11 protein-coding genes and 1 tRNA gene are annotated in these 14064 nt (G+C 54.5%); 6 read left to right on the forward strand and 6 right to left on the reverse strand.

Annotated features, from left to right (window positions below):
- Window positions 1–77 precede the first annotated feature (77 nt).
- A complete protein-coding gene (gene deoC / locus IGS16_RS17220; protein WP_297087494.1) occupies window positions 78–758 on the reverse strand; it encodes a deoxyribose-phosphate aldolase in 681 nt (226 codons plus the stop codon).
- 436 nt (window positions 759–1194) lie between these two features.
- Between deoC and IGS16_RS17225 the strand changes: the two genes are divergently transcribed.
- Complete coding sequence (locus tag IGS16_RS17225) at window positions 1195–1326, forward strand: hypothetical protein (protein ID WP_297087496.1); 132 nt, start codon at window positions 1195–1197, stop codon at window positions 1324–1326.
- Between the two features lie 176 nt (window positions 1327–1502).
- Entirely contained in the window at window positions 1503–2447 is a 945-nt protein-coding gene (locus IGS16_RS17230) for a VCBS repeat-containing protein (RefSeq protein WP_297087498.1), read from the forward strand.
- 51 nt (window positions 2448–2498) lie between these two features.
- Here the strand turns inward: IGS16_RS17230 and IGS16_RS17235 are convergent, their stop codons facing one another.
- The 3 genes from IGS16_RS17235 to glyA form a co-directional block, all read right to left on the reverse strand.
- Entirely contained in the window at window positions 2499–3986 is a 1488-nt protein-coding gene (locus IGS16_RS17235; RefSeq protein WP_297087499.1) for a hypothetical protein, read from the reverse strand.
- Between the two features lie 306 nt (window positions 3987–4292).
- Window positions 4293–5606, reverse strand: a complete 1314-nt coding sequence (locus IGS16_RS17240) for an amidohydrolase family protein (protein ID WP_297087501.1) — start codon at window positions 5604–5606, stop codon at window positions 4293–4295.
- A gap of 799 nt (window positions 5607–6405) precedes the next feature.
- Window positions 6406–7689: a serine hydroxymethyltransferase gene (glyA, locus tag IGS16_RS17245; protein WP_297087503.1), complete on the reverse strand. Its 1284-nt coding sequence runs from the start codon at window positions 7687–7689 to the stop codon at window positions 6406–6408.
- A 263-nt stretch (window positions 7690–7952) separates the two neighbouring features.
- Here glyA and IGS16_RS17250 point away from each other — a divergent pair.
- Window positions 7953–8026, forward strand: a tRNA-Pro gene (locus IGS16_RS17250).
- A 579-nt stretch (window positions 8027–8605) separates the two neighbouring features.
- A complete protein-coding gene (locus IGS16_RS17255; RefSeq protein WP_297087505.1) occupies window positions 8606–10567 on the forward strand; it encodes a hypothetical protein in 1962 nt (653 codons plus the stop codon).
- Between the two features lie 28 nt (window positions 10568–10595).
- Here IGS16_RS17255 and IGS16_RS17260 read toward each other — a convergent pair whose 3' ends face one another.
- Window positions 10596–11990 (reverse strand): AtzE family amidohydrolase, encoded by a 1395-nt coding sequence (locus IGS16_RS17260; protein WP_297087507.1) that lies wholly within the window; start codon window positions 11988–11990, stop codon window positions 10596–10598.
- Window positions 11991–12052: 62 nt separating this feature from the next.
- Window positions 12053–12274 carry a DUF4089 domain-containing protein gene (locus IGS16_RS17265; protein ID WP_297087509.1) on the reverse strand — a complete coding sequence of 74 codons (222 nt, stop codon included), beginning with the start codon at window positions 12272–12274 and terminating at the stop codon, window positions 12053–12055.
- Window positions 12275–12503: 229 nt separating this feature from the next.
- Between IGS16_RS17265 and IGS16_RS17270 the strand changes: the two genes are divergently transcribed.
- Both IGS16_RS17270 and IGS16_RS17275 read left to right on the forward strand, forming a co-directional pair.
- On the forward strand, window positions 12504–13145 hold the full coding sequence (locus IGS16_RS17270) for a hypothetical protein (protein ID WP_297087511.1): 642 nt from the start codon (window positions 12504–12506) through the stop codon (window positions 13143–13145).
- A 149-nt stretch (window positions 13146–13294) separates the two neighbouring features.
- Window positions 13295–13795 (forward strand): ATP-binding protein, encoded by a 501-nt coding sequence (locus IGS16_RS17275; RefSeq protein WP_297087513.1) that lies wholly within the window; start codon window positions 13295–13297, stop codon window positions 13793–13795.
- The last annotated feature ends 269 nt before the right edge of the window (window positions 13796–14064 follow it).

The raw sequence follows: 14064 nt of genomic DNA on the forward strand, positions 1-14064 counted from the left end.
ACGGGGTAGCGGGGTGATAGGGCATGGGGGAGTGAAAGCTTCGGCATTCCGTTACTCCATTCCCCAACGGGTCTCCCTCAGCCCCCTCGATCCAGAGTATCAAACTGCTGGACGAGTTCTGGGCCGCGAGAGGTGCCGATGCGGGTCGCTCCTGCCCGGATCAGGTCAAGGGCTTGCTCAGCCGTGCGGATGCCGCCGGAGGCTTTGATGCCAATGCGATCGCGCACAATTTCTTTCAGCAGGCGCACATCGGCGACCGTTGCGCCCCCATTCCAGCCCGTGCTGGTTTTCAAATAGGCGGCTCCCGCATCCATGCAAATCTCTGCCGCCAGCCGCTTTTCTGCCGGAGTCAGCAGGCCCAATTCCAGAATTGCCTTGACCGGTTGCCCTGTGGCTTCGCAGATTTCTGCCACTTCCCGGTGCAGAGCGTCGGTTTTGCCTTCCCGCAGCCAGCCCAGATTAATCACCACGTCCAGTTCGGTTGCGCCATTTTCGGTGGCTTCTTGCGCTTCATACAGCTTGGTTGCTGAGGTGGAAGCACCCGTTGGAAAGCCAATCACAGCGCAGACCTGGGGTGATTTGTGGTGCAGCAGAGACACCGCCTGCCGGACATGGACTGGAAACACGCACACCGCTGCGAAATTAAAGCGGTCAGCGGCTTCGCAGCACTCGGACACTTGCTCAGAAGTAGCTACCGGACTGAGCAACGCCTGGTCGATAAAGGCAGCGAGATTAAGGTTGGAATGGGAGTCTGGCATTAGCCGAGAGTGCAAGCAGATAGAAGGGGGGCAATCAAAACACTGAACAACGCTGAAAAAAGCATGGCATGAAAAGCCAAAAACTAAATCCTTTTTTGGAATGAGTGCGTAGGTAGAAGTAGGTCAGGTGCGTGTGCGATTAACGGTGCAGTGAGCGTGCTATGCACACACCAACTAGCCCGGCTGGCAATTCTCCAAGATCCACCAAATGGAATATGCTGCAATTTGTTAAAAACTGTAAATTAGGCTGGCATACTTTTGATTAGTTGATTCAGTTGATCAGTGCAGGAAAGCGGATTAATCAATCTGCATGGGTGCCGCAAGCGGGCGCGAGTTGAGCAAGCGGGAACTGAACCAGTGCAAATTAAACCGGTGCAAATTAAACCGGTGCGAATTTAGAAAAGGAGCGCTCATGAAGCTAAAGATCTCTGAAGCGATGACCAATCGATTACTGAGTCTGTTTCTGTGTGTGGCGACGGTGGGCGGAACGCTAGCGCTGTTTGGCAGCGTTCCTTTGATTGCTCGGGTGGGGGCGGCGATTCAGGAAGCGGGTCAAGTGCGCGAGTGACGATAAGCAGAGGGATGGTGTGTCAGTTTTGGAGGGCTTTCTCCGAAAGATTTTAGTCCCGGATGCCAGAAGTGCCCGGATGACAGGGGCGACGTTCAGTACGCTGATATAAGGGGAATCCTTTTAGAAAACGTGGGAAGCCCTAAAGCGGAATCTAGTTGCTTCTGGAGGGTCGGATGAACCGATGCACGGCGGAGGGGAGGCAGCGACCCAGCAATTTTCTAAGCCGATTGCCGAATCAATTGCCCGATCCATTGAGGGGACTTGGGCGGCGATCGCTCTGTTGGGCGATTGCACTATTGTTGAGTAGCTGTGCGGCAGCGGCGACCGAGGCGACCGAGATTGAGCTAAACGAGGCCCTGGAACAACCCAAAGAACTCCGCGAAGGGCCAGTGCAGGTTCGCTTTCGCTATCGCCAGGGTGCCGAAGTCTGGAGCGGCGAAGTTCAGTACACGCTGCTGTATGATGGGCAGCCGAGGCTTGAACAGACCCAGGAAAGCACCGCCTACGGCGCGGTCAGCCTGGAAGACCTAGACGCAGATGGCATTGCTGAAGTGATCATCCGCACCTATTCTGGTGGCGCGCACTGCTGCACCTCCTATATCATCCACCGCTGGCAGGGCGATCGCTTCGAGACAACCGACACGGGTTTCCGCGATGGCGAAGGCGGCAGTTTCCGAGATCTGGACGGCGATGGGCGGTTAGAGTTCGTCGCATTTGACAATGCCTTTCTCTACGCCTTTAGCAGCTACGCTGGCTCATTTCCGCCCTCTCAAATTTGGGCGCTGCAAGACGGGCAGTTTGTAGACGTGACCCGGCAATATCCAGCAGAACTGAGGGCGATCGCCAACCAGATGCGCGAAGCCGTGCTGACCGTTCAAGCAGACACCAACGAAGTCAACGGCATTCTGGCAGGCTACGTGGCGCAGATGATTCTGCTGGGCGAATACGAGCAGGGCTGGGCGTTCATGCTGGCCAACTACGATCGCACCTCAGATTGGGGACTAGAAATCTACAAAGACGGGCAGGTTGTCTATCGGTATCCCGACTTTCCTGCCGCCCTCGAAGCATTTTTGACTGAGCAGGGCTACCTTCCGGCTGGAGGTTCTGCTGCCCGATAGTCCGGCGCTGCCCTGGCTCAGAACCCTAGAACGGAACTCCAGAACAGAACCCTAGAAGCGAATAGATAGCCGCAGTCCTAGGCCGTGCTGATCCAGGTCGATTTCGCTGCGTCTGAGGCCGCTGCCATCGCGAAATTCGTAACCATTGTAAACGTAGGCTACCCGCAGAGTGACGGAGCGAGAAAAGCTATAGCCCACGCCAGCCTGAAAATTAAAAGTGGTGTCGCGTTCGGCGTTGATGTTGAACCCAGACACGCTGCTTTCCAGTCCCAGGCTCCAGCGTGGCGAAAGCTGTAGCCCCACTCGCAGCCCAACCAGCGGCTCAAGGGTGGTGCGGGAGGAACTGAATTCTCGATTGATTGGGATGGTGTTGGGGCCGATCCGCACCTCGTCTACTTCGATCTCCTGTCTCGAAATATTGGTGCGGAGTCCTAGAATGGGATCGACGACCAGAAAAGGGAATGGGTTGGTGGGGGTGGGCGATCGCCGCAGGGATTGGTTAACCACGCGGTAGTATGCAGCCAAATCGATCTTGCCCTGGCGCAGAGAAGCACTGGCATCGGCCCTGCCCTCTACCTCAAAGGGAATGCCAAAGCGCAGGAGGCTTCCTGCGGGGAACGTGACGGGCAGCGTGCCACTCTGGGCCAGCGACAGATAGAAGCCGTCGAGCAAAATCCCAAACCGACCGTTCTGGGCATCAACCCGCAGGCCGCCATCGAAGGCGCGATCAAGATCCAAAAAGTCGTCCAAATCCGCCCGAATTGTAGTCGATCGCCCCACGGCTGCAATGTCTGCCCTCACATCCAGCGGGATAAAGAAATACGGCTCTACGGTAACCTGCCAGCGGCTACCCGACCTCGCCCCTCCGGACTCTGCGGAACCAGCCAACTGCCCCTCAGGATCAAAGGGTGCAGATTCAGAAGAAAACTCGCCTTCGGGCAAATCGGCCGGTTCCAGTTCCGGCAGGTCAACAGGCTCCAGCGCAGGCTCAGATAGCTCATCCAGCACATCAGGCGAGTTCTGCGCCAAGGACGATTCATCCAGGGAAGATTCATCAACAATGGGTTCTTCGACGGGCAATTCATCCAGAAGCAACTGTGCAGCGGGTTGTGGCTGCGGTTCGAGCAATGGCGGCTGTGCAGGGGTGTCCCTCTGGATCTGCTGGATTTGAAGGCCTGCAATGGTTACAGGTTCGGGCTGAGGGGTGGCAGCGGGGATGGAATTGGGATGCAGGGTGATGGATGAAAACTTAGAGGCTTCGCGCAACTCTCCCAAGGCAGCATCTTCAGAAACCACCGCCAGTGCTGGACTTTCTGGAGTATCTAGATGGGTGGATTCAGCCGATTCGGGCGCGGATGGACGCGGTTCTGTGGCGTGGGCTGGGGCGACCCATCCGACCACTGCCACCGACGCTGCAATAGAGAGCGTCTGGGCGATCGCCCTCATGCGCCTCTTGGATGACCGACACTCCTCCAGCCTCCCGGTTTGGGAAAGATGCTGAGAACAATACCCCTGGGACAATGCAGATTGGCGAAGCATGATAAAAACTCTGAGAAATGGCAAATTGAAATGCAAAATGTATAGCACAAAGTTAAGTGAAACTAAAGTTCAGTGAAGCGAGTTTGTCAAAACCAAAGTTTCGTAAAACTAGCTCAACAGACCTAAAACTTCAGCAAAACATTTCAGCAAAATATCAGCAAAGCAGTGGGCAACAAGCTTAGAATTCGACAATTTCGACAATTGGACGAAACCACGGGTTGCAGATTGGATGCAAGAACCGGAGCGCAATGCAATCTCATCCATCTGTCCTCCTAGAAGCCAGATGGATGAGCCAGAGAATCCCCATCAGCTCAGCAGATTTTTGTAAATCTTGCCGTCTTTCATAATCACCAGGAAGTTTTCAGCAGGATTATCAATCAGCCGAATGTTTTCCAGAGGGTCGCCATTCACCAGCAGCAAATCTGCCAGAGCGCCCTCTTCGACTACACCGAGCTTGCCTGGATAGGGATTGCGCGGCCCGGCCATCGCCAGCAGTTCGGCATTGTCGTGCGTTGCCATCTTCAGCACTTCCGCGGGCGTATACCAGCGCACCATTTTTGACAGCAGCCTGCCCCGTCGAGCCGTTTTTTCAGGGTCATACAGGATGTCGGTTCCCCAAGCAGTTTTGATGTTGTATTTCTTGGCTAGCCCATAGGCGATATCAGTACCCTCTGAAACCTGCAACTGCTTCCTGCGGCTGTCACTGCCTTCGGGATAGGGGTTGGCATCTTCGTCATCTAGAAAGGGCTGCATACTCAGCCAGACTCCCTTTTCGGCCATCAGTCTGGCCGTTGGCTCATCCATCAACTGACCATGTTCAATACACTTCACCCCAGCTCGAATCGCAGTCTGAATTGCTCTTGGCGTGTAGGCATGAACCGTGACGTAGGTGTTCCAATCTGCGGCCGCATCCACGGCAGCGCGAAATTCATCCTCGGTGTATTGGGATACATCGAGGGGGTCATAGACCGAAGCCACACCGCCACCTGCCGCCAGCTTGATTTGAGTGGCTCCCCGCATTAGCTGCTCACGGGTTGCCCGGAGGACTTCGGGCACACCATCGGCGATCGCCCCCACGCCATATTTCTCAGCCAGACTCAGTTCCGAAGTCGGCGTTCGGGGCAGTTCATCCAGCGTGCGAAAGTCCCCATGACCCGACGTTTGAGAAATCATCGCGCCCGACGGCCAGAGTCGCGGCCCCGCGAGTTGACCCTGGTCGATCGCCTTTTTCAGATCAAACACCGGCCCCGCCATGTCCCGCGCACTCGTAAACCCGTTCATCAGCATCTGAGTAGAACTCTCAGCCGCAGCCCGAAACACCCGCTGAACCAAGGCATCTCCCCCAGCCCCCGCCTCGAACAGAGCCGCCTGACCCGCAACCCCTTCCAGAAACAGGTGAGCATGGGCATCGATCAATCCTGGCATCAGCACTTTGCCTTCCCCGTTGATCAGGAGAGTGCGGAGATCGGCAGGAACCGGAATTGGCGAAGTGGAAATACGCTCAATCTTGTTGTCAATGACTAATACATTGGTCGGGCCCGACAGCCGGGGAGACGTGCCATCAAACACCCGCACATTTTGAAACACAACGCGATTGATGCCCGGATTTGGAAAGTTCATAGCAGGTTGGCTCTGCGCCCAGCCCACCTGCGTTGCCAGACCAATCAGAATAAGGAAAATGATTCCTAAGATAGCCGAGTATCGAAATCGGGAACCCATATGCTTTCTATTCACAACTTAACGTAGACCTAGTAGCTTTTCCAAAGCTAGCTAGATGCACTTTTTTACAAAACCTGCAATTAAAGGGCACCTCGAAAAATTCAGTTCCTCTTGAGAATGGCTACGAGAAAACGAGGATTTCAGGCTTCTAAAATTCTCAATAAAGCAATTGATCGAGGTGCCCGAAACTTAGTTTCAAGTTAGTGCCAAATCTTGCGATCGCCACTCGCAAACCCAGGCTGATGAAATGAGACAGATCGCTAGATAAAAACCTGGGATAAATAGAGATGTCTATCGAGAAATAGCAATAGATAAAGACGTGGCAACCTATGAATTTCCGTCCACAAGATACCACCTGAGTCTGACCGAAACAAGTAATTGTTAATATCTCTTGACCTAGCTGAGGAATTAGCTGTTGAGGCGATGCAGCAAGCTTTGGATACAATTCACCTTAAAAAATATAAAATCAAGGCGGCATACCCTCCATTAGGATTGTGATGCTGAATACCGTGATGCTCAATACAATCAAATACGCCCGATGAATTGCCGAATGTCTACGAATGATCTGGTGAATCACGCAAATATCAAACCTTAAAAATGAGTATTAAAAAAAAGAGGCAAGTATCATAACTCACCTCCTTCTTGATTGGGCGTTAAGCTTCGATTTAGGGTTAATCGGCCGTGTATTTCATGAATGGGTTTACACCAGCGCAGGCACTGGGGCACTGAGATGGGGGTAAAGCGGGAAGCGACTGCACAAAGCAGCGATGCGATCGCGGCAGGTTTGGGCTACAGCTTCATCTTCTGGGTTTAAGAGGCGATCGCTGATAATATTGGCAATCTCGGTGAATTCTGCCGTGCCCATGCCGCGAGTGGTCATTGCGGGAGAACCCAGCCGCAGACCGCTGGTGACAAAGGGCGATTCGGGGTCGAAGGGGACGGTGTTTTTGTTGGCAGTAATGCGGACACCGCTCACCAATTGGTCGGCCACTTTACCCGTCATACCAATCGAGCGCAGATCGACTAGCATCAGGTGGTTGTCCGTGCCGTTCGACACCAGCTTCAGTCCCCGTGCCTGGAGTTGGGCGGCCATTGCCTTGGCGTTTTGAATCACCTGCCCCGAATAGGTGCTAAAGCTGGGCTGGAGCGCTTCGCCAAAGGCGACGGCTTTGCCCGCGATGACATGTTCCAGCGGCCCGCCCTGGGTTCCCGGAAAAACAGACTTGTCCAGCTTCTTGCCCAGTTCGGCATCGCGGGTGAGAATGAGGCCGCCACGAGGCCCGCGCAAGGTTTTGTGCGTTGTAGTGGTGACGACATCGCAGTGGGGAATGGGGCTGGGGTGGTGGCCCGTGGCGACGAGGCCGGCGATGTGGGCGATATCGGCCAGCAGGTAGGCTCCAACCTCATCGGCGATCGCCCGGAATTTCTCAAAATCGATCACGCGGGGATAGGCCGAATAGCCGCAAATAATTAGCTTGGGACGGTGGTGCAGCGCCACCTCCCGGATTTCGTCAAAATCAAGCTGCTCGGTGTCGCGGTTCACGCCATAGTGACACGCCTTAAACCACTTGCCCGACACGTTCACCGGCGAACCGTGGGTCAGGTGGCCGCCGTGAGACAGATCCATGCCCATAAACGTGTCGCCCGGTTCCAGCAGCGTCAGAAACACCGCCATATTTGCCTGTGCGCCGGAGTGAGGCTGCACGTTGGCATGAGCCGCGCCAAAAAGCTGCTTTGCCCGGTCGATCGCCAGTTGCTCCACCTCATCCACAAACTCGCACCCGCCGTAATAGCGCTTGCCCGGCAGCCCTTCGGCATACTTATTTGTCAATACAGACCCCTGCGCCGCCATCACTGCCGCTGAAGTGAAGTTTTCGCTGGCGATTAGCTCTAGATGGTCTTGCTGGCGCTTTAGCTCTTTTTGAATCAAGCCTGCCACTAGCGGATCGGTTTCTACTAAAAGATCCCAGTTTGTTTGAGTCACACGCACGCTCCTAAGGTTGTTTTAGGTTGTCGCATCAAGGTCAAGAAGGCAGGGGGGTGAGAGGGTCGTCCTGCTTTCCCAGAGTTTTGATCATACCGCTGTTCCGCAGGAGACGGATTCACCCGATCTGCGGCTATTTTTAGGGACTGGTCATCGCTGCACTCAGGTTGCTCGCAAATTTTGGTTAGCCAGACCTTTGCCATCATGCCCACTTACTGTGCTATATTTGTTAAGCGCATTTCGCGCATACCCTACAGCAATATCGGGGCGTAGCGCAGCTTGGTAGCGCACTACTTTGGGGTAGTAGGGGTCGTGGGTTCGAATCCCGCCGCTCCGATTGGATGAAACCTCGCAGCAATGCGGGGTTTCGCTGCTTTAAACCAAGCTTTTTTCCAGTTAACCTTTTTCAAGCGTTTTGTGGACTTATTTAAATCTAGACTCAACACCTGGATTTATATGATCTCTAGTGGCAACATGGCTCGTACTGGAGCCATGCATGAGCTTAGAGCAGTCGTTTGCTCCGAGAGATCGCGGCTTGTTGGGCTGGCTGTGTCTCCTGCCCAGCTCATCAGTGTTTCTAATCTTCAGAACTCATTGACGGTAGAAACGCCGATGGTTGACGGTAGCTACGATACTCTTCTCAAGACCTGTGTGAAGGTAAGGTGTGAATGTAAGTGATGCAGATAGAGATGGACTAGTAAATTATCCAGATCTGCTTGAGTTGTTGTTTGATTTGTGCCGTAAAACACAGTCTGATAAAGAAATACAAAAATTTTGTAGCCAAAATAGCAGTTTGGGAAAGAATATAGGTGAGTGTGTGCTCTGGTGGGTTCTGTTGTGCGGAGCATAGAACTTCGTTCATGCCAGATTGCACAATCTCGGATTACTTATTCTTACTTTTGTCTGAGGTGCTGTTATGGGTCAGCTTACAGGGCTGCTACTGGGAACGGCGTTCGACGATGTGTTTGCGGCGAATGTTGCGCTGGAGGTGGTTGATCCGGGTGAAACCGAAACCCTTGGGACGGCGATCGCCCGCGCTCGCATCGAAACATTTGAGGGTAGCGACACGGTAACAGCACAGGTGTCGGTTACGAACTGGGCGGGCAATCCTGCTGCAATGGGTGTGCTGAATAGCGGGATCATACTTGGCGCAGGGGGCGATCGCCTGGAGGTCGCCGCAACGGCTAACGGCATTTTTTCAACAGCCTATGGGATACGCTTTAGCTCGCTGCACGGGGGCGATGGCGACGACACGTTCACCATTACCGCCCGGAGTTTGATCACAGCGCGCATTCCTTCCTCCGGTAGTACGGGAATTGGGCTATCAAATACAACCCTTGATGGCGGCAATGGCAACAACACCATTTCCATCAGCGGTCTGGCTGAAACGGGTGACCGATGGTTTTTCCACCCTGCCAGCGGCTACGGTCTGCTGAGTGGCTCCATTACCGTGGGCACAGGCGACGACCGAATCGACATTACAGCAATCGGACGCGGGTCGGGTTCCCAAACGACGGGTGCAGGATATGGGGTGAAGCAGGGGGCGATCGCCACTCATGGCGGCAATGATCTCGTCACCATCACGGCAACGGGCGAAGGTACAGGGTTTGCGAATACACTGACCTACGGGCTTGTAGATAGCGCTGTGCAGATGGGCGACGGAAACGACACGCTCGATATTGCGGCCAACAGCCTGTCTAGAGATTACTTTTCAGGAACGAGCAAAAGCTACGGTGTGGATCGCAGCCTTGTCGAGGGGGGCAATGGGGGCGATCGCATTATGGTTTCTGCCTACGCAGTTGGCCAAGTGATTGGTAACCAACCTGAAAGCTATGGCGTGAGCAGCAGCACAATTTCTGGCGGCGAGGACGATGATGAAATTATTCTCAATGCTACAACCATTGCGAGTTCGCAGCGATTTGGTGTCGCGATTGGTGCTGGCTATGGGGTTCAGCGCAGCGACGTGCGCGGCGATCAAGGCAACGACACGATTCGCATCAACGTGCACACTTCTGCATTTGCCTATGGAGGAGCAAAGGCTTTGGCCTATGGCATCGACCATTCATCAGTTGCAGGGGGTGATGGCGACGATTTGGTCACAATTGTCAGTGGGACGAACACAAATTCTTATCTAGGGCGAGGCACAAGCGGAGTCCAAGCTGCTAGTTATGGCATTTCCCATAGTAGTCTGAGCGGGGGGAATGGTGACGATACATTGCAGATCGAGGCTAGGGCACAATCTGTCGTTGACTTGCCTAGCGAGAGTCAGACGGCGATCGCCTACGGAGTCTATAGGGCAAATGTTTTAGGCGATCGCGGCAATGACACAATCATCATTTCTGCGGCAACGACCGCTCGGGAAGTGCCCGGTAGCCAAAGCGTTGCCTATGGTGTGCAGGACGGGCACATCGAGGGCGGCGATGGCAATGATGTTATCAGAATCTCTGGAGGGGTTTCTAGTATCCCAACCCCTTACAATCGTGATGGGTTCTACAGTCATACAGCGTATGGCGCTGTGAATAGCAGCGTCAGTGGTGGCGATGGAAATGACCTGATCACAATTTCAGGAACGACGTTTGCCATCCAGGATGCGCTGATTTCTGGCGGCAGTGGGGACGATACATTCCAAGTCGGCATTGGCCAGGGAACGCTGGACGGCGGCACAGGGAATGATCTGGTGATCCTGGATTTTCTCGATTTGCAGACCATGACGGTGACCGCTTTGGGCAATAGCGGTTTACGCATCGTTGGAACGCAGAATGGACAAGGTAGGGATGCCGCCTGGACGCAAACCATCTGGAATATGGAACGCTTCCAGATTGGCAGCGAGGTGTTCCACACGGCAGGCGATTTGATCCACTTTTTGCAGGTTGGGTAAGCCCACAAAAGATCTGCCGTATCCTGCTTCAAACCCGTGCCACCGGAGCCGCGACTACGCCAGCCTGTTCCAAAAATGCGCCTGCTCGGAGCACCAGTGATTCATTGTAGGGTGCGGCGATAATCTGCACGCCGAGGGGCAGCCCGCCTGACTGCTGCACAGGAACAGATAAAATCGGCAGCCCGATGAGGGAAAGCGGCTGAGTATACAGACCCAAGTTGGGGCGAGTGAGCATTTCTTGCCCGCCAATAGTCATGGTTTCTTGCCCAATGAGCGGCGCGGCACAGGGCGTGGTGGGTGCAAGGATTAGATCGACGTGCTGAAAGAGTTCCGCAAGGCGATCGCCATACCAGCGCCGAAACCGCTGCGCCTGGAGATACCAACTGGCAGGGATAAGCGCACCGGACAAAAAGCGATCGCGCGTGGCGGGGTCAAAGTCGTGGGGGCGCGTCTTCAGGTTCGGCAGGTGCAGATTGCTGCCTTCGCAGGTGGTGATTAGATACGCAGCAGCGCGGGCGCGGTGTGCTTCAGGTAAGATAATGCGCTCCGTTGCGCCAAGGGCCCGGGCGACGGTTTCCACAGCGGCAAACACCTCTGGCTGTCCGCCCGTAGCAAAATAGCCATCAGCGACAGCAATTCGCAATCCGTCGATGCCCCGATCCAATTGTGACAGGGTTGGTTCGGCGGGTCGAGGACTGCACACCGGATCGCGGGGATCGGGCCCATGCATCAGCTCAAAGCTGAGGGCAATATCGCGCACCGAGCGAGCAAACGGGCCGATGTGGTCGAGGCTGGCGCAGAATAGGGCAGAACCGGCGCGGGAAACTCGTCCATAGGTCGGCTTTAGCCCAAAAATGCCGCAAAACGCTGCCGGAACGCGGATTGATCCGTTTGTATCTGACCCCAGCGAGAGGGGCACTAGCCCGCCCGCCACCGCCGCCGCCGACCCGCCAGACGATCCGCCTGCGACCCGGCTCAGGTCGTGGGGATTGTGCGTTGCGCCGTAGTGGCTGTTTTCCGTCACAAACCCATAGGCGTATTCGTCCATATTCAGCCCGCCCAGCAGCACCGCGCCCGCTTTTCGCAGGGCAGCCACAGTTGTCGCATCCGTCGAGGCTGGCGGATTGTCGCGGTTGATTTTGGAGCCTGCCAGCGTGACGACCCCTGCAATATCCAGCAGGTTTTTGACCGCAAAGGGCACGCCTGCCAGGGGCCCCGGATCTTGCCCAGCGGCGATCGCCCTATCCACCGCCGCCGCCTCTTGCAACGCCTGCTCCCGCAGCACGTCGGTAAAAGCATTCAGCTTGCCATCCAGCGCATCAATCTGCGCCAGTGCAGCCCTCACTACCGTCTCAGCAGTGAGTTTCTGAGCGCGAACCGCAGCGGCGATCGCAGTTGCATCGGCATTGGAAAGGTCGAACATAAGAGGGGGGAGGGGGGGTGGGGGGCAAGATGTCGGGGTCGCTGAGTGGCTCCGTCACGCCATTACCCCGTCACGCCACCAGTTCCGCCTCCAATCGGTACAAACACCGCCGCACTCTCCGCCTCTGGCGACAGGGGAAACTCCAATACAAGTTGGGCGATCGCCGCGGTGCGCTCTAGATTGGCGATCACGCCAGGTTTACAGTCGGGGGGAATGGGCAGACCAATCAGGGCGGCAGTCTGTTCAGCGTAGCGTTCCAAATCAATAGAGTCGGCAGAGAACATGGCTGGGAGGCAGAGAGTTGATGCAATTCCACCCAGTCTAGGGGCTAGGTTCCCCAGAATCAAGCCTTGCACCCAGGTCGCCCAAAATCTGCGCTACAAGTCTGAGGTTGCATAGATGCTGAAATAGATTCTGAAACATATCGCCACAAAATATTTTGGATTTTCCGCAACTTACGTCAGGCAGATTGTGTCTATTTCTCTGGTGTGTTTCTGAAAAAGGAAGTTCCTGATGAAAAAGGTTTTTTGGATGACGATGGCGGCGGGGTTGGTGGCTGGCGCGGGGGCGCTCGCCCTGGCGTTGCCCCAGATGTCCGTTGCAGGGGGGCAGCGCGGCGGCACTCGCGTTCGCATTAGCGAAGACGGCACGCAGCTCCGGTTGACCTCGGAAGGGCGATCGCAGACCATTTCGGCCAACAGCATGAACGTGCGCGTTCTGGACGGTGTGAACTGCGAAAGGCTGCAAATTGAGCCAGAGCAAACGCTGAACGGGCAGCGATTCCATCCGTCTGTCGGTATTGATCCCCAAACAGGCAATGTCGCCGTCGGTGTAATTCTGCAAGAATGTGTGGAAACGCAGCTCAGCGCTGTATTTGTCATCGACCCGCAGGGCAGCGGTCACGCCCTCTACCGAGTACAGGTTCCGGGTCAACGGGTATTGCAAGACGAGTTCACCACCTATCCAATGCGGGATTTGATTAACATCGGCTATCTGGGGAATGATCTGCTGGTGAAGCACGGTGACGCTTCTGGTTCCGCTGCGATTATGGTGTTCACGCCATCGGGCACGCCTGCGGGTCAATACGCAGGCTGCGTTTACACCGCCATTGAGGAAGGCAGAGGGTTGTGTCCGCCCGAATCTGTCGCGAACTAGGCTGTTGATGTAGGCACCTCGATTAATTGCCTTGTTGCGAATCTTTGGGACGTAAACCGTTGAAATATCCTTGTCATTCTCAATCAAGATTGAATTTTTCGAGGCGCCCAAATTCGGACGGCCCTTCACCGTTATGCGAGGAAGCAGAAATGAACCAGATGGGAACTTTGATATTCTTCTGCGGGAAAATGGGGTCTGGTAAATCCACCCTATCTTGCAAAATTGCTAAAGAACTAAACGCCATTTTGTTGTCGGAGGATGAGTGGCTATCAACCATTTATCCTGAAGAAATACAAAATTTTGATGATTATGTAAAATACTCAAGGCGATTAAGATCCGTGTTGAAAAATCATGTAAGAAGCCTAATCAAAGCTGGACTTTCTGTAGTAATGGACTTCCCAGCAAACACAGTCAATCAAAGAGCATGGTTCAAAGAGATACTGTTATCTGAAAACATACCTCATAAGTTGATATACCTTGATGTTGATGACGAGACTTGCTTGGAGGGAATTAGGAAGCGGAGAGAAACCAATCCAGAGCGGGTACAGTTTGACACAGAAGACGTTTTTCACCATGTAACTAGTTTTTTTCAGCCACCATTAGTTGACGAGGGCTTCTGGATTGAGGTTGTCCATCGAGATGTCTTGTAGCTTGCGTTTTTCTAGCATCAAGACTGCTCAGTAGATATACTCGCCCACCGCATCAGGCATAAAACGCAATAGCGACCCCATCACCGCCTCACTGCCTGCCAGAACCCGTTGAATATACGGAAAATCGTCAGCATGGCTAACACAAAAATATACAATCACCCCTCTAGAATTCCTCCGGAGGGAAAAGCCTACTGCGTGAAAATTCGGATAGGTTATGCCCCCGGTTACCAGAGCAAGGCCCTTCCTGCGCCTTGTGCGATAGGGCCGTG

Origin of the sequence: Thermoleptolyngbya sp. C42_A2020_037 (genome assembly GCF_015272455.1) — a bacterium.
In the GTDB taxonomy this organism is placed as follows: Bacteria; Cyanobacteriota; Cyanobacteriia; order Elainellales; family Elainellaceae; genus Thermoleptolyngbya.